16 protein-coding genes are annotated in these 19,814 nt (G+C 46.2%); 14 read left to right on the top strand and 2 right to left on the bottom strand.

Annotation, left to right across the window (positions count from 1 at the left end):
* The first annotated feature begins 3 nt into the window (after positions 1 to 3).
* From hypE to rraB, 13 genes are all read left to right on the top strand, one after another.
* Positions 4 to 1,005: a hydrogenase expression/formation protein HypE gene (gene hypE, locus OCU60_RS15515; RefSeq protein WP_074371491.1), complete on the top strand. Its 1,002-nt coding sequence runs from the start codon at positions 4 to 6 to the stop codon at positions 1,003 to 1,005.
* 8 nt (positions 1,006 to 1,013) lie between these two features.
* Positions 1,014 to 1,364 (top strand): hydrogenase maturation nickel metallochaperone HypA, encoded by a 351-nt coding sequence (gene hypA / locus OCU60_RS15510; RefSeq protein ID WP_074371490.1) that lies wholly within the window; start codon positions 1,014 to 1,016, stop codon positions 1,362 to 1,364.
* Positions 1,357 to 2,451 carry a hydrogenase nickel incorporation protein HypB gene (gene hypB, locus OCU60_RS15505; protein ID WP_074371489.1) on the top strand — a complete coding sequence of 365 codons (1,095 nt, stop codon included), beginning with the start codon at positions 1,357 to 1,359 and terminating at the stop codon, positions 2,449 to 2,451. The genes hypA and hypB overlap by 8 nt, the downstream gene beginning before the upstream one ends.
* Positions 2,452 to 2,811: 360 nt before the next feature.
* Complete coding sequence (csrD, locus tag OCU60_RS15500) at positions 2,812 to 4,800, top strand: RNase E specificity factor CsrD (RefSeq protein WP_074371488.1); 1,989 nt, start codon at positions 2,812 to 2,814, stop codon at positions 4,798 to 4,800.
* 178 nt (positions 4,801 to 4,978) lie between these two features.
* Positions 4,979 to 6,022 carry a rod shape-determining protein gene (locus tag OCU60_RS15495; protein ID WP_021019751.1) on the top strand — a complete coding sequence of 348 codons (1,044 nt, stop codon included), beginning with the start codon at positions 4,979 to 4,981 and terminating at the stop codon, positions 6,020 to 6,022.
* A gap of 57 nt (positions 6,023 to 6,079) precedes the next feature.
* Entirely contained in the window at positions 6,080 to 6,967 is an 888-nt protein-coding gene (gene mreC / locus OCU60_RS15490) for a rod shape-determining protein MreC (RefSeq protein ID WP_074371487.1), read from the top strand.
* Positions 6,957 to 7,445 (top strand): rod shape-determining protein MreD, encoded by a 489-nt coding sequence (gene mreD / locus OCU60_RS15485; RefSeq protein WP_074371486.1) that lies wholly within the window; start codon positions 6,957 to 6,959, stop codon positions 7,443 to 7,445. The genes mreC and mreD overlap by 11 nt, the downstream gene beginning before the upstream one ends.
* Positions 7,442 to 8,011 carry a Maf family protein gene (locus OCU60_RS15480; RefSeq protein ID WP_074371485.1) on the top strand — a complete coding sequence of 190 codons (570 nt, stop codon included), beginning with the start codon at positions 7,442 to 7,444 and terminating at the stop codon, positions 8,009 to 8,011. Before mreD ends, OCU60_RS15480 begins: the two co-directional genes overlap by 4 nt.
* A 20-nt stretch (positions 8,012 to 8,031) precedes the next feature.
* On the top strand, positions 8,032 to 9,501 hold the full coding sequence (gene rng / locus OCU60_RS15475; protein WP_074371484.1) for a ribonuclease G: 1,470 nt from the start codon (positions 8,032 to 8,034) through the stop codon (positions 9,499 to 9,501).
* Positions 9,502 to 9,520: 19 nt separating this feature from the next.
* The gene (locus tag OCU60_RS15470; protein ID WP_074371483.1) at positions 9,521 to 13,468 is read left to right on the top strand and encodes a YhdP family protein; all 3,948 of its coding nucleotides are present in this window, start codon (positions 9,521 to 9,523) and stop codon (positions 13,466 to 13,468) included.
* A complete protein-coding gene (locus OCU60_RS15465) occupies positions 13,465 to 14,298 on the top strand; it encodes a carbon-nitrogen hydrolase family protein (RefSeq protein WP_074371482.1) in 834 nt (277 codons plus the stop codon). Before OCU60_RS15470 ends, OCU60_RS15465 begins: the two co-directional genes overlap by 4 nt.
* On the top strand, positions 14,295 to 15,746 hold the full coding sequence (gene tldD / locus OCU60_RS15460; protein WP_074371481.1) for a metalloprotease TldD: 1,452 nt from the start codon (positions 14,295 to 14,297) through the stop codon (positions 15,744 to 15,746). The genes OCU60_RS15465 and tldD overlap by 4 nt, the downstream gene beginning before the upstream one ends.
* 37 nt (positions 15,747 to 15,783) lie before the next feature.
* Positions 15,784 to 16,200: a ribonuclease E inhibitor RraB gene (rraB, locus tag OCU60_RS15455; protein WP_074371480.1), complete on the top strand. Its 417-nt coding sequence runs from the start codon at positions 15,784 to 15,786 to the stop codon at positions 16,198 to 16,200.
* Between the two features lie 64 nt (positions 16,201 to 16,264).
* Here rraB and OCU60_RS15450 read toward each other — a convergent pair whose 3' ends face one another.
* Together OCU60_RS15450 and OCU60_RS15445 are read right to left on the bottom strand one after the other, a co-directional pair.
* Entirely contained in the window at positions 16,265 to 17,359 is a 1,095-nt protein-coding gene (locus OCU60_RS15450) for an ABC transporter ATP-binding protein (protein ID WP_074371479.1), read from the bottom strand.
* An 18-nt stretch (positions 17,360 to 17,377) separates the two neighbouring features.
* Positions 17,378 to 17,977, bottom strand: a complete 600-nt coding sequence (locus OCU60_RS15445) for a GNAT family N-acetyltransferase (protein ID WP_074371478.1) — start codon at positions 17,975 to 17,977, stop codon at positions 17,378 to 17,380.
* Between the two features lie 509 nt (positions 17,978 to 18,486).
* Here OCU60_RS15445 and OCU60_RS15440 point away from each other — a divergent pair.
* The gene (locus OCU60_RS15440) at positions 18,487 to 19,812 is read left to right on the top strand and encodes an extracellular solute-binding protein (protein ID WP_074371477.1); all 1,326 of its coding nucleotides are present in this window, start codon (positions 18,487 to 18,489) and stop codon (positions 19,810 to 19,812) included.
* Positions 19,813 to 19,814: the final 2 nt, after the last annotated feature.

The following is a 19,814-nucleotide window of genomic DNA, read 5'->3' as shown; positions in this document are numbered from 1 at the left end:
TTCATGAACAAACAACAGACAGTTCAACTGAGTCATGGTGGCGGCGGTGTGGAGATGAACCACCTGATCCGGCATCTGTTTTGGCAGCGGTTTGGTAACGATATTCTTAATCAGGCTGAAGATGCTGCAACCCTGAACATCCCGTCACCGCTGGCCATGACAACCGACAGTTTCACGGTCTCTCCCCATTTTTTTGCCGGTGGTAACATCGGGACACTTGCAGTTGCCGGCACCTGTAATGATTTGGCGATGGTTGCGGCTAAACCGAGTTATCTGAGTTGTAGTTTTATCATTGAAGAAGGCACGTTAATCAGCGAATTAGAGGCGATTGTCGATGCCATGGCAACAGAGCTTGCTGTCGGTCAGACCCAGATCGTCTGCGGCGATACCAAAGTCGTGCCCAGAGGCATGGCTGATAAGGTATTCATCAACACCACGGGGATTGGTGCAATACAAAAAGCGGATGTCTCGGCTCACCGGATTATGGCGGGAGATGTAATTTTGGTTTCCCGGGATATCGGTTGTCACGGTGCTTGTATTCTGGCTGCCAGAGAATCATTGCGGCTTGCTCACCCGATCATCAGTGACTGTGCCGTATTGTGGCCGGTGGTTGAGGCGTTGTTAGCGGATTCAATCGATATTCATGCGATGCGCGATGCAACGCGTGGGGGGCTGTCTGCGGTGTTGAATGAGTGGTGTCAGAGTAGCGGACTGCAACTGGCGATTCAGGAAGCACAAATTCCAGTCGATGATGCCGTACGGGGAATCTGTGAATTATGCGGCTTTGAGCCCTGTGATTTGGCGAATGAAGGGACGTTTGTCATTGCGGTCCCTGCAACGCAGGCGCAGCGGACGCTCGACATCTTGCATCAGTTTCATTCACAGGCCGCGGTGATTGGCGAAGCGGTCTCTTTATCACCGGCGAAACCCGTCTTGCATACCGCGTGGGGAAGTCGGCGCTATCTTGACTTTCCTGCCGGTGAGTTGTTACCGCGCATTTGCTAGGAGTCATCATGCATGAATTATCTCTGAGTCTGAAAACGATTGATCTTGTCGTCGAGCATGCCTATCAGCGCCAGTCTCATCGGGTGACGACGGTGACCTTGGGGATCGGTGTGCTGTCTTGTATTGAGCCGGATGCGTTATTGACCGGCCTGCAGTTTGCGAGTCGCGAGACTTTGGCGGAAGGCGCACAATTTTTGGTGGAGATGATTCCTGCCACAGCTTGGTGTGAAGTATGCCAACAGCAAGTTGACATTGAGACCCATTATACCGGCTGTCCGTTGTGTCATTCATACCAGTTAATCGTTGAAACCGGACAAGAATTAAAAATTAAATCGATAGAGGTAGAATCTTATGTGTAGTGTTTGCGGTTGTGGCGAGAGTCACTTGGACGAGCATCATCATGACCATCATGACCATCATGACCATCATGACCATCATGGTCATTCCCATTCTCATACACATGCTGAACCGTCAACAGTTCAGCCGTTGGTCGTTCACCATCATTACCGCCATCAGGGCGATGTTCATCATCATATTCATTATCATGTACATCAGGATGAGTTGTCGTCAGAGATGAATACGGTGCATGAGTCTGCTGGTGCTCATCACCACCACGAGCCCCACCACCACGAGCTCCATCATCATGAAGCGCATCCCCACGAAGCTCACAGCCATGAAGCGCATCATCATCCCCACGAAGACCCTCATCAACCGACAGTGACGATGCAGGGTGATCTTCACTATGGTCAGGGCGCGGCTCAAACACATGTCACCGGGGTATCTCAGCGTCAGTTAATCCATCTGGAGCAAGATATTCTGAGCCAGAATGATCTCATCGCCGATGAGAACCGAGCTCATTTTCAAGCACAGGGTCAACTGGTTTTGAATCTGATGTCGAGTCCGGGATCCGGTAAGACGACACTTTTGGTAGAAACGTTGAAGCAGTTGCAGTCAAGTTATTCATGTGCAGTGATTGAAGGAGATCAACAGACCAGTCAGGATGCGAACCGAATTCGGGCAACAGATGTACCGGCGATTCAGGTCAATACAGGGAAAGGCTGTCATCTGGACGCTCAGATGATCCACCGTGCTTATCATCAGCTTGACATGCAAACATCCGGTATTTTGTTCATTGAAAATGTCGGCAATTTAGTTTGTCCTGCGAGCTTTGACCTGGGAGAACAGCATAAAGTCACCATTTTATCGGTTACTGAAGGGGAAGATAAGCCATTGAAGTATCCGAATATGTTCGCGGCGTCTCAGTTGATGCTGGTGAATAAAATTGATCTGCTGGACTACGTCGATTTTGATGTCGAAGCCTGTATTGCGAATGCACGCCAGATCAATCCGCAGATCCAAGTGATCAAGATATCCGCCACTACCGGTGAAGGAATGTCTGCTTGGATTGACTGGCTCTCTCAGCAGCAAAAGCAACTCGTGTCCTGATTGGGCGGTGGTTGATGCGCTGATTTATGGAAGGAATCTCCCAAATTTACGTTGAACCACTTCGGTGAGGTTAAGTTAGAGAAAAGCCGTTATTACGACGGATATCTTGATGAAATGGGGGAAATTATCTGAGAAAAGAAAAGAACAGGCAGCATCAAACCAAGCTTGCGCGTCAAAAGTGAATGAAGGTGTTCTTTTGGATACTTCAGTTCAGGTATATATTGTCCTTGATGGGGATGGTTAGTATTTCCCTGTTATTTTTGACCATGTTATACGACTCACCGTCATATGACATGATTTGTTGTATCCTGAATGAAAGACAATTCAATTTTTCAATGAATATAAAAGGATTTGATATTCATGAGATATACGCCAACGCTCAAGCTCAGCACCCGATTGGTTGCGGTGGTCACGATGATTGTGACTGGGGCGATTTTTATCTTGTTTATTGGCGGAACCCTTTCTTTTCAACGCTTGGGACATGAATATCTCAATCACTACCTACATGGTGTGGTTGAAGTCATTGATAAAGAATTAGATGAGCCTGACGCGGCCTATTCCATGCAACGCTGGGTTCCCAAGTTACTTCATGCCAGTAACATCGTTGAAATGACGCTCACTTCGAAAGCGGGTGTTGTGTACCGATTTAAAGATACAACTTCCTCGGTTGAGGAGGGGCGGTTGTATCATGCGAGTTTTGGTCTGAAACGCAATCAAGATTACACTTTGCATTTTAAGGCTGTCCCGCCCTATATAGGCTTTACTTACTCTTTTAGTGCCATGTGGTCGACAACCTTCGCTGTGATGTTGATCATCGTGTGTCTGCTCCGGGGCGTGAAATGGTTGCAGGCTCAATTGCTTGGTTCTGAATTGCTTGAAGAACGCGGCAGAATGATTCTCGCAGGGCAGGTAGAACGCTATGCGAAGGGGGATGAAAGAGAATGGCCTTATACCGCAAGTGAGGCGCTCGACCGATTGATTGAAGAGCTTCAGGATGCCCGACAGGAACGGAGTCGTTTTGATACCTTTATCCGCACACAGACATTCTTGGATCAACTGACGGGGACTGCCAACCGGGTGCTATTTGATAGCAAGCTGGAAGCGGCGTTACTCGAAAATGATGCTCGCGGTGGTGTACTGATGTTACAGATCGATGAGCTGGACGGGCGTGATAAAGCGGAATTTGATCATCTGGTTGTTCAGGTCGGGGAATGTATTTCGAATATGATCCAACGTTACCCGGATGCCATTCTGTCGCGTTATTATGACGCTGTTTTCTCGGTGTTGATCCCCCACCAAAATTCGAAAGAAGTGGCTCAAGTTGCGGTCCAATGCTTGAAAGGGATTGATCGGCTCAGTCCACCGGAGCCTCTGGACCGGAGTCATTGGTGCCATATCGGCATCACGATGTACACTGAAGGAGAACAGTGGGGGAGAATCATTGATGAGGTGGAGACCGCGTTAAAAAGCGCCCAACTGGAAGGGAGCAATGCGTGGAGCCGTTTTAACAAGGTCAAATCGGTCGATGATGAAAGAGGCAACGTCCGGTGGCGTAGTCTGTTTGAACATAATCTCACAGAAGAGAAAATATGTTTGTTCAAACAGGACTGTTATGTCATCTCGCGTCAGAAACAACTCTCGGTTGCTCATCGAGAACTTTTTGTCAGAATTCCCGAACCGGGGCAGGGCTTTATGAAAACGTCTCGGTTTATCTCAGCGATTGTCGCTGTCGGATACGAGATGGTGCTGGATCGTGTCACCTGTCATCGGATCGTTCGGTTTCTCCGCGAGGAAGGCGCAGGGACTGATATATATTCGATCAATCTATATGTCACTTCATTTGCTCAGCGTGCGCATTTTATCTGGTTCAGGAATTTGCTGATGCAACTGCCTCGAACGTATCGTCAGCGGCTCTGCTTTGAGTTTACGGAAAGTCATTTAGTCAAACACCTTGACTATATGCGACCTGTGTTAAAAATGATTGCTGCGTTCAACTGCCAGATTGTTGTTGGACAGGTCGGGCGTACGATTGTCAGTACGCATTACATCAAGGAATTCAAAATTGACTATCTGAAACTTCACCGTAGTCTGATCAAAGGTATTGAACGACGCTCCGAGAACCAGTTGTTCGTTCGGAGTATGGTTGGTGTTTGCCGTGGTGCGGACACTCAGATTATCGCTGTAGGCGTTGAATCTGAAGGCGAATGGAAAATACTTCAGTCTTTGGGCGTCAATGGCGTTCAGGGACGATTATTTGATATCGAATCTCAATGGATTCCTAAGCCTCGAATAACAAATGTTAAACCGGGGAAACGGAAACGCTGGAAAACGAAACACGCTCAGCGCTGACAGAACAGACTAAGATTCGGCACTATTTCAGACTGAATCTTGGCCTTGAGTAAGAAAACTGTTAGAAATTGCGTGTTTCTGTCCATGTTTCTGTGTCTATATCTTGCTGTGAAAGCAAGGCATTGGTACATTTAACGGAATTTTAATCTTCAATTTTCTTGCAGGATGAACGAAGAATATGTTTAAGAAACTTCGTGGCATGTTTTCAAACGATTTATCGATTGATTTAGGAACTGCCAACACGCTTATATACGTCAAAGGACAAGGTATTGTTCTTGACGAGCCTTCCGTTGTCGCAATTCGCCAAGATAAAGGGCGTGGTGGTCGTAGTGTCGCTGCCGTCGGACATGCGGCGAAACAGATGCTGGGACGAACTCCGGGAAATATTTCAGCGATCCGCCCGATGAAAGATGGTGTGATCGCTGATTTTTACGTCACTGAGAAAATGTTGCAAACTTTTATCAAACAAGTCCATGACAATAGTTTTCTTAAACCGAGTCCTCGGGTGTTGATCTGTGTTCCTTGTGGTTCGACTCAGGTTGAACGGCGTGCGATCAAAGAATCGGCAGAAGGTGCCGGTGCCCGGGAAGTTTATTTGATTGATGAACCTATGGCTGCGGCCATCGGTGCCGGACTTCGAGTTTCAGAACCGACCGGATCAATGGTTGTTGATATCGGTGGTGGGACGACGGAAGTTGCAGTTATCTCTCTGAATGGTGTCGTGTATTCATCTTCAGTACGGATTGGTGGTGACCGATTTGATGAAGCCATTATCAATTATGTACGTCGGAACTACGGCAGTTTGATTGGTGAAGCGACGGCTGAAAAGATTAAACATGAAATCGGGACGGCTTATCCGGGAGATGATGTCCGAGAAATCGAAGTTCGTGGTCGTAACTTGGCAGAAGGTGTGCCACGTAGTTTTACACTGAACTCGAATGAAATTCTGGAAGCCCTTCAGGAACCTCTCACTGGTATCGTCTCTGCTGTGATGATTGCATTAGAGCAATGTCCACCGGAACTTGCATCCGATATTTCTGAAAACGGAATGGTGCTGACCGGTGGTGGTGCACTGCTGAAAGATATTGATCGTTTGCTGACGGAAGAAACGGGGATCCCCGTCGTTGTCGCCGATGATCCACTGACATGTGTCGCCCGGGGCGGTGGTAAAGCGCTAGAAATGATCGACATGCATGGCGGTGATTTATTTAGTGAAGAGTAGTGCCATCTTTGTGTCATTGTTTGAGATGAAGAGACGCTGCAAAACGGGATTGTCATCATGAAGCCAATTTTTGGGCGAGGTCCATCTCTTTCGCTACGTCTGTTTTTTGCCGTTGTCTTATCAGCCAGTCTCATGCTGGCTGATAGTCGTTTAAATACTTTTTCTCACGTACGTTATTTCCTCAACAGTTTCGTTGCGCCCATTCAGTATGCTGCCGATCTGCCACGGGTTTTATTTGATGGTTTATATGAACGGATGCAGAGTCATCGGACGCTATTAGAATCCAATCAACGCCTGAAACAAGAAGTGTTGACGCTCAGAAGTGATTTGATTTTATTCAACCAGTATAGAGAAGAAAATCAGCGCTTAAGAAAGCTCCTGGGATCTTCTTTTGTCCGGGATGAGCGCAAGATGGTCACGGAAGTAATGGCTGTCGATACCTCACCTTATACCCACCAAGTTGTGATTGATAAAGGCCGGACCGATGGTGTTTATGAAGGCCAACCCGTCATTAATGAAAACGGAATTGTCGGTCAGGTGACTTTTGTGGCAGCGCATAATAGCCGGGTTTTGCTGCTGATTGATGCAAATAGTGCGATTCCTGTTCAGGATCTACGTAATGATATTCGAGTGATTGCCTCCGGTAATGGGCAATCGGAGTATATTCAACTGGAACATATTCCGAGTAGTACCGATATTGAAGTGGGAGATTTATTAGCATCCTCAGGATTAGGGGGCATTTATCCGGAAGGTTATCCTGTTGCCAGAGTGTCTAAAGTGGATAAAGACACCCGTCGAGAGTTCGCTGTGATTGAAGCAAGGCCGGTGGTTGATTTTGATCGCTTACGTTATTTGTTGCTGGTCTGGCCGAACGAGGATCGACAACAGAACGCTCGTCAGTCTTTAATCGATACATTGGATAAGGAGGGGCAGCGTGGCCAATAGAGTCCTGAAAGGACATATTGTGATCTGGGTATCCTTCTTTTGTGCGCTCGTTTTGCAGACCATTCCATGGCCGGGGGCGCTTGAGTTATTGCGTCCTTCATGGGTCTTACTGATTCTCTGTTATTGGGTACTCGCGCTGCCTCATCGTGTGAATGTCGGAACTGCGCTGGTGCTTGGGTTACTCTGGGACTTGATTCTCGGTTCGACCTTAGGCATCCGTGGCATGATGTTGTCTATTATTGTGTATATTGTTGCGATGAATTTTTTGATTCTGCGGAATATGGCGTTGTGGCAGCAGGCGATCGTGATTGGGTTCCTGACAATCGCGCTGGATATCATGGTTCTGGGCGGGGAGTTTTTGTTCCGGCCTGTTGAGTTCAATGCTCTTTCTTTATGGGGCGGGATCATTAGTTGCATTTTATGGCCGTGGCTTTTCCTGCTGCTGAGGCGCGTGAGACGCTACTGGAATATTCGATGAATGACCGGCTACTTTATCTTGCATCGGCTTCCCCGAGACGAAAAGAGCTCCTGACGCAGTTAGGTTACTCGTTCGATATCATTTTACCTGAGGTTGCAGAAGAGCATCAGGCTCATGAATCCGCGAAAGCCTATGTGTCGAGATTATCCCGGGAAAAGGCAATCGCAGGTTTGGACATGGTGACGTCAGAGCAAGCGGTTGTTTTAGGCGCTGATACGATTGTGGTGATTGATCAGCATATTCTCGAAAAACCGACATGTTTGACTCATGCACGACAGATGCTCTTGCAGCTTTCTGGGCGAAACCATCAGGTCATGACCGCAGTGACGGTGACTGATGCCCAACAAACACACACGATAGTTGTAACCACCGATGTATGGTTTAAGCCGTTGTCGGATCATGAAATAGACCGTTATTGGCAATCGGGAGAACCGTGTGATAAAGCTGGCAGTTATGGTATTCAGGGATTGGGTGGAAAATTTGTAACTCGGATTGAAGGTAGTTATTTTGCCGTTGTCGGGCTACCGCTATTTGAAACTGACCAGCTCTTGCATAAATTTTTATAAAATCAAATTGAGGTGCGCTCATGAGTGCAGAGTTGTTGTTGAATGTAACTCCGAGTGAGAGTCGCGTGGCGATGATAGAAGGTGGCGTCCTTCAGGAAATCCATATCGAGCGGGATGCAAAACGCGGTATCGTCGGAAATATCTATAAAGGAAAAGTGAGCCGGGTGTTGCCCGGTATGCAGGCTGCATTTGTTGATATCGGTCTGGATAAGGCTGCTTTTCTTCATGCTTCGGATATTGTTCCCCACACCGAATGTGTGGCGGAAAATGAGAAGCAACAGTTTCAGGTACGCGATATTTCTGAACTTGTCCGCCAGGGACAAGATATCGTCGTGCAGGTTGTCAAAGATCCTCTCGGTACCAAAGGGGCTCGCCTGACGACGGATATTACATTGCCTTCCCGTTATCTGGTCTTTATGCCCGGTGCCAGTCATGTCGGTGTCTCCCAACGGATTGAAAGTGAATGCGAAAGAGAACGTCTCAAGAATATCGTCGCCAATTATTGTGATGAGCTGGGAGGCTTCATTATCCGGACTGCGGCAGAAGGTGCGGATGGGAAAGAACTGTCTCAGGATGCCGCTTTTCTCAAGCGTTTGTGGAGCAAGATCATCGAGCGGCGGGCAAAGTATAAAACGCGTACCACCCTTTATGGCGAACTGGGGCTGTCACAACGGATTCTCAGAGATTTCGTCGGAACTGATTTAACCAAAGTTTTGGTGGATTCGCGTCTGGAGTTTGAAAATCTCAAAGAATTCACCTCTGAATATGTGCCGGAACTGACCGAGAAACTGGTGTTGTATGAAGGCGATAAACCTATTTTTGATATGTATGATACAGAGAATGAAATCCAGCGTTCTCTGGAGCGTAAGGTTGAGCTGAAATCCGGTGGCTATCTGATTATCGATCAAACGGAAGCCATGACCACCATTGATATTAATACGGGGGCGTTTGTCGGCCGTCGCAATCTGGAAGAGACGATTTTCAACACCAATATAGAAGCAACCCAAGCGATTGCCCGTCAACTTCGGCTGCGCAATCTGGGGGGCATCATTATTATTGATTTTATTGATATGAGCTCGGAAGAGCATCAGACCCGTGTGTTGACCTCCTTAGAAATGGCACTGAGTAAAGATCGTGTTAAAACCAATATCAATGGCTTTACGCATTTGGGATTGGTAGAGATGACACGCAAGAGAACACGAGAAAGTATTGAACATGTGTTGTGTTCGACTTGTCCAACATGTGAAGGACGTGGACAAGTCAAAACCGTTGAAACCGTTTGTTTTGAAATTTTGCGTGAAATCACCCGGGTTAACCGGGCTTACGATGCCGATAACTTTGTTGTGTATGCTTCGCCAGCAGTCGCCGATTCTTTACAGGGGGATGAATCTCATGCGTTGGCTGAGCTTGAGCTCTTTATTGGCAAACAGGTACGGATTCAAGCGGAACATTTGTATGTCCAGGAACAGTTTGATGTTGTCATGATGTGACTTAACTGAGTAGGGTATTGTGCGTTTTATAGTTTCTCGTCTTGTTCGGACATTACTATGGCTTTTATTAAGCCTGTTGGTTTTGCTTGCGATTCTGATTTCAGCTTTGAGAGTGGCTTTACCTCATATGAATCAGTATCAGGTACCGATGACCGAATGGATGAACAGGCAGGCTGAAATTCAGTTTTCTGTGAAGGATATACAAGGATTCTGGCGTAATCGCCACCCTTCTCTTTCTTTGACGGGGTTTCAAGCGCATTTACCCGATGAATCGAATATCCATTTTGCCGCTGATCGGGTTGATATTGAATTCGATTTATTTAAATCACTGCTGCAATGGCAGCCCGTGGTTGCAAATTTAGTGATTCACCGGTCAAAACTCGATGTGAGTTCGGTTGATCTGTTTCAACAACTGCCGTCCAATGACTCCCTCGACCGGGAAGAGCAAAAAAAAATACAACAGGAAACCATTCGTCATCTGGACAATATTTTTCTGCGTCAGCTCGATGATTTTTCGGTTGTGGACTCGACCATTCGTTACCGTTCAATCTCGGGGGGTATCCGACAACTGGAAATTGCCAGACTGAAATGGAAGAATAATGATCACCACCATCAGGCTCAAGGCGTGGTGAGTGTCACCAATACCGGTATTAATTCTCTTTCTGTTCGTGCTGACTTTGAGGATTTTGACTCATTCCATGATATTTCTGGCCAGTTTTATGTCAGTTCGGACAATATTAGCGTTGGTCCATGGCTGACTCAGTACCTGAAAAAAGAGACGGGTATTCAGAGCGGTCAAGTCAGTTTTGATGGCTGGTTAACGTTCGAGCATAATACCCCGAAAGATGGTTATGTTCAGGTTCGTCCTTCCGATCTGTTCTGGTCGGATTTATCCAATCAACATCCAGATTCAGCGACAGGTAAACGACATCGTTTACACATGCAGGAAGGGGTATTCCGGCTGATTCCGAAGCAAGATGGCATGGTGATTCAAGCTCAGTCTGTGGTATTACAAACAGATGAGACCCAATGGCCGGAACTCAATTTTTTGATGAAATGGAAGCCGGATCATTGGCTGATGAATATCGGTGAGATCAACATCGGTTCATTAGTGCCGCTGATGAAACGGATGCCTTTGTCAGAGCAATTGCAAGGAATGTTGGCACAACTGAAACCGGAAGGCACATTGCATGATATTCGCTTAGCCGGTGATATGCAGGGCATCCGGCAATATTCTGCACAACTTTCCGAAGGGGCAATTCAGCAGTGGTATTTGTTGCCGGAAGTTCATCATCTTCAGGCAAGTATCCGTGGCAATACCGATAAAGCGGTGATTCGCGCCAATCTGGATGATGACACACTCCCTTACGGTGATGTGTTTCAGGCACCGCTGATTATCCAAAAAGGCCAAGTCAATTTAGTCTGGCAGTCTACGGCGGATGGCTGGTCATTATGGTCAGATCACGTTGCCGTACGAACGCCGGATTTACAGACCGTTGGTCAATTTAAACTGGATGTTGTTCATGATCAGAGTCCGTTACTGTCACTGTATACCGAAGTTGATCTCTTTCAAGCCGGAGAAACATGGCGTTATCTGCCGGTTCGGGCATTAGGCGATGAATTGACCGATTATCTGTCGTCTTCTATTCAGGGTGGAAAGGTCAAGACGGCGAAGATACTGTGGTACGGGCGTCTTAAAGATTTTCCTTATCGGCGTCATGACGGTATTTTTCAGGCTTGGGTCGGGTTAAAAAACGCCCGGTTCAGTTACAATACGGCATGGCCACCGCTAACCGATTTACAGCTAAATCTGCTGTTTCAGAATGAATCCATGTATCTGGATTCGAGACAAGCACATCTGATGGATGTGAATGCGCTACGGATTACCGGCCGGATTCCGGCTTTAATTCATTCAGGACATATTGAAATTGAAGCGAAAGCAGAAGCCCAAGGCAATGCTTTACGTGATTTTATGACATCGACCCCGTTGGTTCATTCGGTCGGTGCCGCATTAACAACCGTGCAGGTTAATGGTAAGATCCAATCTGAGTTTCAGCTCAATATTCCTTTTGAAAGTCACCAAGAGCCGAGAGCATGGGGATGGGCAGACCTGAAGAATAATCGCGTTGATATTCAATCCCCCTCACTTGATTTACGCAAAGTTTTCGGCCGTATTCGTTTTGATAATGATGTTGTCACCGCGTCAGCGTTGCAGGGGGAAATGTTAGGCCAACCTGTCACATGGGATTTTCAAGGAGAAAGCAGCAGTAAGGGATACAATGTTCACATTGATACGGTAGGCGATTGGGAAGTCACGCCCTTGGCATCTTATGTCGGCCAAAAATGGATTACACCGCTCTCCGGTCATGCACCGTGGGAGATGGGCGTTGATATTCAGCTCAATGATATTGGTTTTTCTTATCAGGCAAACCTGAATACTGATTTGCAAGCGATGGCCAGTCAGTATCCTTATCCACTCAATAAAAAGGCTCAGGACCCCGGGAAAGCCGTACTACAGATTTCTGGTAATCAGGAAACGATCAGTGCCCGGATCCAAATGCCTCATGCTAAGTATCAGACAGAAATCGATGTCACACAGTCTGAGCCGGTGCTCACGGCAACCAACCTGATTTTAGGGAACGGGAGCTTTAAAGTCAGTCCGATTGTCGGTCATTCAGCCTCTATCCGCCTGAACCATTTCGACCTCGATCAGTGGATTACATTGCTGACCAAAGAAGACGTACCTTCTGGTGCACCGAAAACCAGCGCCCGTCAAGCGATGTCAATGCCACAAATTCCGATACCGGATCATGTCGAATTGCAGGTGAAAGATCTGACACTGGCGACACTGGAATGGCATGATGTGGATTTTCTTGCCCGACATAAAAGTTTTGGCTGGCGTATGAATCTCCAGAGTCAAGAAGTGAAAGGGAAAGCCAATTATATTGCGCCCTATGATTTGAGTGTGGCTTTGGATCAACTGCATCTTTATATCCCTGCCTTGGAAAAGCGCAAAGAGCACGATTCATTATTTATTGATGAATCTCGTCACAGTGAGCGCCGTATTACTCATTTTGATCGTCAGTTTCATCAGCTGATGCCAAACCTGACATTAGTGATCAAAGACTTCTGGTTTCAGGGGTATAAAGTTGGTCATTTGAATATGGATTTCCAGCGTCAGGGGAAAGAACTGTCATGGAAAAAGATTGATATCGTCAGCGGAAGCAATGAAATTCATGCCAATGGTCAGTGGACACTGGATGGGAAACAGTCCCATACTGTGCTAAACATGGACTTGAAAGGTGATAATAATAGTGATCTGATGGAGCGCTTTGGTATCACGTCGGGGATTCAAAATGCCCCGTTCTCGATCAAGACGCAGATGGCATGGGATGGCGCGCCATGGGCGGCACAGGTTGATACCCTCAAAGGCTCGGTCAGTTCCAAGCTTGGCAAAGGCAGCATCTCCGATGTCAGTGGGACGGCACGTTTTCTGGGATTATTTAGTTTAGATTCTATTATTCGTAAGATGCAGCTCGATTTCAGTGATGTGTTTGATCAGGGAATGGCGTTTGACTCCATTGAAGGGAGCGGAGAAATATCACAGGGTGTGTTCGTGACCAATAATATTGAGATGGATGCCTTGGCTGGCAATATGACCATTAAAGGTATGGTTGACCTGAATGCCAATACCATTGATGCTGAAGTTAATTTTGTGCCCGATGTGACTTCAGGATTACCTGTGCTTAGTGCTTTTGCCGTCAACCCAGTAACAGCACTCTATGTGTTAGCCATCACAACAGTGATCTCCCCGGTGGTTGAGGTATTCTCGGAAGTCAATTATGAAGTGAAAGGGTCGATTGACAGTCCTGTCGTGAAAGAGATCTCTCGTAGTAAAGGAGAGTTCAAACTGCCGGAAAAACTACGAGAAGAAGCACAGCAACACAAACAAGGAGCAACCCAATGAGCCGAGTCGGTTTAATTCAGATGACATCCGGGTCTGATCCGGAGCACAATATACGGTGGATTGAGGCACAGGTTGAAGCATTATCTGCTCAGGGAGCTGAGTGGATTGTGACACCGGAAAATGCCATCGTTTTCGGTTCTAAACAGGACTATCATCATCATGCTGAAGTGCTGGGGAACGGTCCTTTACAGGATGGTTTGAGCCGGATTGCGAAAGCGTTTTCAGTCTGGCTTTTTATCGGTAGTTTTCCGGTGAGAACGCCACAGGGAGTGACAACCACTCTGCTGGTGTATTCCGCTGACGGTCAGCTCGTCACATCTTATGATAAGCTGCATATGTTTGACGTTGATGTTGCCGATGGACACCGCCATTATCGCGAGTCAGATATCTTTCTTCCCGGCTCGGAAGTCCGGCTCGCGTCAACACCGTTTGGTGAGTTGGGACTATCGATTTGTTATGATGTGCGTTTCCCGCATCTCTATTCCGTGTTACGCCAGCAAGGTGCTCAGGTGATATTGGTTCCGGCCGCGTTTACCGCTGTGACCGGACGTGCTCACTGGGAGATACTCCTGAGAGCCAGAGCGATTGAAACCCAATGCTGGGTCGTTGCTGTCAATCAGGGCGGTGTCCATGAGGGAGGCCGGGAAACTTGGGGTCACTCCATGGTGATTAACCCTTGGGGAGAGATCGTAGCAAGTCTGGCACAAACCGCAGCGACATTGGTCGCCGATATTGATCTTGATTTGTTAGCTCAGGTGAGAACTTCAATGCCGGTATTATCTCATACAAGATTTAGCAATCAGTTTTTGGAACAGAAGAGCGAATTATGACAATTGAACATATAGAAAAAGCACTGCTTCATCCGACCGGGCTTTCTGAACAATTCATTGAGCAAACGTTGTCGACTATGATGGCTCGGCAGATCGATTATGCGGATCTGTATTTTCAGTCCAGTTGGCATGAATCGCTGGTTCTGGAAGATGGTTTGATTAAAGACGGATCTTTCAATATTGATCGGGGCGTTGGTGTCCGGGCAGTCAGTGGCGAAAAAACCGGTTTTGCTTATTCGGATCAGTTAACTGAAGAGGCTTTGCAGCAGAGTGCGACCGCAGCAAGAGGGATCGCTCAGCAAGGCCAAAGCGGTCAACAGCGAGTCCGGCCATTTTCCCGCAGCAATACGCAGGATTATTATGGTATGGATAATCCGCTGGATAGCTGGCAAAAGCAACAGAAGACCGAATTACTGAAAGCATTAGATGCTTACATCCGGACCAAAGAGCCACTGATTCAAGAAGTATCGATCAGTCTGAGTGGTGTCTATGAACAAGTATTGATTGCTGCCACCGATGGAACATATGCCGGAGATACGCGGCCGTTAGTCCGATTATCTATTAGTGTACTGGCACAAAAAGGTGATCGGCGTGAAAAAGGTAGCGCCGGAGGCGGTGGTCGAGTGGGGTATGACTACTTTCTGACTGAGCGAGATGGCATGGCCGTGGCTTATGAATTTGCTGATGAAGCCATCCGGCAGGCATTAGTCAATCTCGACGCGGTTGCCGCACCAGCGGGAACCATGCCTGTTGTCCTCGGAGCCGGTTGGCCGGGCGTATTACTACATGAAGCCGTCGGTCATGGGCTTGAAGGTGACTTTAATCGCAAGGGGTCTTCTGTCTTTTCCGGTAAGATTGGGCAAAAAGTCACCTCAGATCTTTGTACCATCGTTGATGACGGCACATTAAAAGATCGCCGCGGATCATTGAATGTTGATGATGAAGGGGTTCAGGGGCAGTATAATGTCCTGATCGAAAATGGTGTGCTGAAAGGATATATGCAAGACAAATTGAATGCACGCCTGATGGGGATGGCACCGACCGGCAATGGTCGCCGGGAGTCTTATGCGCATTTACCGATGCCGAGAATGACTAATACATATATGCTTCCCGGTCAGCATACACCGGAAGAAATTATTGCAACGGTTGAGAAGGGCGTGTATGCCCCAAACTTTGGCGGTGGACAGGTGGATATTACCTCCGGAAAGTTTGTTTTTTCTGCATCTGAAGCCTATTTGATCGAAAACGGCAAAATTACCCGACCTATCAAAGGGGCGACATTAGTCGGTTCCGGAATTGAAGCGATGCAACAAGTCTCGATGGTTGGCAATGATTTACAAATTGATAAAGGGGTTGGTGTGTGTGGAAAAGCCGGACAGAGTTTACCTGTCGGTGTCGGACAACCAACTCTCAAACTCGATGCAATTACTGTTGGTGGGACGGATTAATCATCAATATTTTTAAATATCAAGCTGGAGTATGAACATGTCCCATGAAGACGATTATGTTTCTGTTGAGTCGTTGATCGAATTACAGAAAGAAGATACCCGAGAAATTATTCAGGCACTCCTCGAAGATGGTAGTGATCCTGAAGCGCTATATGAGATAGAGCACCACTTGTTTGCTGAAACTTTTGAGCAGCTTGAAAAAGTCGCAGTTGAAGCATTTAAGATGGGGTTTGAAGTGTTGGAAGCCGAAGAAGTTGAAGATGATGAAGATGAGCAAATCCTGTTTTGTTGCGATGCAACAATGCAGTCAGCGCTGAATGCTGAAACCATTGATGAGCAGGTTGAAAAGCTGATCCATCTGGCTGAGAAATTTGACATCATCTATGACGGTTGGGGAACTTACTACGAAGGCGAAGATGCCCTGTATCCGGATGACGAAGACGAAGACGAATAAGAATGGAAAGCCAGCGAGTGATCGCTGGTTTTTTTATGTATTGTAATCCGATGACACCGAGACATTAGCGAAGTCGTAAACCGTTTTCATCAAATATCAGTGCCTTTTGCGGATCTACAGCAAACGCGACTAGCTTATGATTGGCGATAGCTTCAGTTTGGCGTGATTCAACGACAAACATATCTTCTTCGCCCACATTAAGGTAAAGGTAATTGGTATGTCCAAGATGCTCGCTATAGGACACTGGCATCTTAAATACTTGACTATTTGCGACATCATTGATGTCGTCAATAATGTGTTCTGGTCGGAAACCAATAGAAATTTTCTGGCCTTCGTTCACGGGAGCTTCCAGACTAAAAATCAGGTGATCAAGCCCAAGAGCAGGTACGCGAACTTGGATTTGGCCTTGGTAGGCGTTGACCACTTCTGCCGGAAGTAAGTTTATTTTGGGTGAGCCAATAAATCCGGCGACAAAGATATTGTTCGGGTTATGGTAGATCTCAAGTGGTGAGCCAACTTGCTCAATTCTTCCATCACGAAGTACGACAATGCGATCGGCTAACGTCATCGCTTCTAGCTGATCATGAGTGACATAGATCATGGTTGTCCCCAGAGATTCATGCAGTTTGGCTATCTCAATTCGCATTTGGAGGCGTAGTTCAGCATCAAGGTTAGATAGTGGCTCGTCAAATAAGAAGATTTCGGGTTCGCGGATGATGGCTCTGCCAATCGCCACACGCTGTCTTTGACCTCCGGAAAGTGCTTTGGGGTGCCGGTCAAGCATTGGTTCAAGATGCAGTGTTTTTGCCACTTCAGCAACTTTTTGTTCAATTTCTGCTTTAGGTACTTTGGCCATTTCGAGCGGATAAGCGAGGTTATTATGGACTGACATATTGGGATACAGTGCGTATGACTGAAATACCATCGCAATGCCTCTATTTGCCGCTGGGGTATTCGTCATTTCTTTGCGACCAATCACTAGAGAGCCTTCGCTGATTTTTTCTAGTCCGGATATCATCCGTAATAAGGTTGATTTTCCGCAACCTGACGGGCCGACAAATACAATAAATTCGCCATCTTTGATTTTTAAGTCAACACCGTGTATGACTTCCTGATTATCCCAGCTTTTTCTAATGCCGATAAGTTCAAGCTTTGCCATTTTCTGCCTTCCTATGCATTACAGTTCGCGACCCATATAGATCGCGTTACTGCGAATGATATGGGTAAATCCTTGTTTTTTATAAAATTCACATACTTTTTCGTTTTGTAGGTTAACACCTAAATGAATCCCAGGGACTTGCTTTTTCTGAAGGACATCAACTACAGCACTGATGAGTTTACTTCCCCATCCACCACTTTGTGCTTGAGGAAGTAAGTTAATATGCAGGTGTGCAGGCCACTTTGATACTAGCTCTTGGGCGGCAACATGAGGATGACGAATTTGATTCAGTACCTTATTGTCAAATGGCTTTTGCTCTTCGCGATTTGCGTATGCCTGACGCAGTACCGGCCACCATTTATTTTCTAGAGTCTGTTCAAATTGCCGAGTATTTGAAGTAGCAACGGCGTAGCCGACCACTTGTTCATTACAGATTAGGACAAATGCTAGTTCAGGTTCAAAACGGGCATAAGGCATTACATATAGTTGACCAGGATAGTGAGGATCGCTATAGACATCACTGGCGTCATCACCTGCCTTAGCGGTTTTAAGACAAATTTGATAAAGGGCTTCTTCATCTTCTACGCGAGCCTGGCGAATAAAACAGCGGGTTGACATGACAGAACTCCTTTTCTGTACTTTACGAGTGAATGTTAATCAACTTAATTCTCAGTAAATAATAAATAAAAACATTAAGCAAGATTTAATTACGGATATGTAAAGTGCAATGTGGCGAATTTTTGTTCATTTTCAAACAGGTATTTCACATGAAAAATTCTCTAGGAAGCGATGTGATTTTAAGTGTTGACTCTGATATGGAACCGAACTTATTTCTTTTGGATATTACAAAAAATATAAATTAACAATAAGTTATATGTATATTTTAAGGTGAGCGCTTTTGTCGAGTGTCGGGGGGATGGGGGGGCGGAGCTGGCGCTATAAATTGAATATTCACTTGGTTGATTGATAGTTTGACGTAACAACAATTTTGTTAACATTTTTGAAATAAAGCTTTACTTTGTTCATTAAAAGAAGTAAGTCTATTTGTAGGTTAGGCGAAAGCTTGTACAGGAAGTAAGGTTTGGTTCGTCTAGTGAAATGATGAGTTGTGTTATTGGAGATTCCACATGGATCGTAAATTCCCCTTTTTTAACCGTAAGAAAATATGTGCGTTAATCACCCCGATTGTTATGTCAGGTTTGGCGTTTTCGACTCAAGCCAAAACGACTGTGGATACCTGGGATATATATAATTACCCCAGTCAATCGGCTGTGATTCAAGACGCGATTAAAACCTTTAGTCAACAGAATCCAAATATTACAGTTGAACGTTCGATCCACTCTTTTGCAGATATGCGTATTCCGCTAAAACTTGCGCTGACCTCTGGTGACGGTCCTCAGATTGCTCAGGTTAACCAAGGGGTTGGAGATATGGGTGCTCTGGTCAAGCAAAATTTGTTAGTACCAATGGACGATCTGGACAAAACTTACCACTGGACAACCCGCTTCCCTGAATCGATTTTAAAACGTAATCGCTGGTCGAAAAGCGGTCAGTTTGGTGACGGCGAGTTGTATGGTGTTGCCTGTTTGGGCGAAATGATAGGTTTGTATTATAACAAAGCTTTGCTTGATCAAGCCGGTCTTAGCGTTCCGAAAACAATGGCTGAATTTGAAGCGGATATGGCTAAACTCAAAGCAAAAGGTATCGCTCCAATCATACTTGGGTTGCTTGATGGTAACGCCGGGCAACAAATGTTAAGTGCTATCTGGGAAAGTCAGATTGATGCTAGCAAACGTGAATCTCTGGATAAGCTGATTTACGGCAAAGGCGGTACTTTTAAAAATGCAGCGCTTGAACATGCTGCAGCGTTGATGCAAAGCTGGAATAAACAAGGTTACTTTTTCTCAGGTTTCCAAGGGATTGGTAAGGATGACGCAGCAACGTTATTTCAAAATGGTCAAGCGGCATTCTTCATCAGCGGTACTTGGTACTCCGGTCAGTTTAAAGCGAACAAAGATATCCATTTTATTGGCATGCCTAAATTTGACGGTGTCGACAAACCTTTAATGGTCGGTGGCACGGATTTACCTTTCTCAATTACCTCTACCGCTAACACCGAACAAGCGCAACAGGCTGCCGCGAAGTTTATCGATTATCTTGTTTCAAGCGAAGTGGCAGCGAATTGGTTAAGCCATGGTTTTCTTCCAGCGGCTCAAGCTGATAAAGTCGTTTTACCAGCAGATAATCAATTGCTTGGTGATATTTATACGGCTTGGGTCCAAGTGAACAAGGATAATGCACTTGGTCACTATGTCGACTGGTCTACGCCAAGTATGCTGGCTACGCTTAATGAAAATGTACAGATGTTAATGGCGGACAGAATTACACCACAGCAACTGTCGAGTCATCTAGATGAAAATTACCAAAGTTATATGAAGTCTCTTCGCCAATAGTT

It is taken from the genome of Vibrio spartinae (assembly GCF_024347135.1).
GTDB classification, from domain to species: Bacteria; Pseudomonadota; Gammaproteobacteria; order Enterobacterales; family Vibrionaceae; genus Vibrio; species Vibrio spartinae.
Note: the sequence above shows the minus strand (reverse complement) of the source record. Positions and strands in the feature narration are given on the sequence as shown.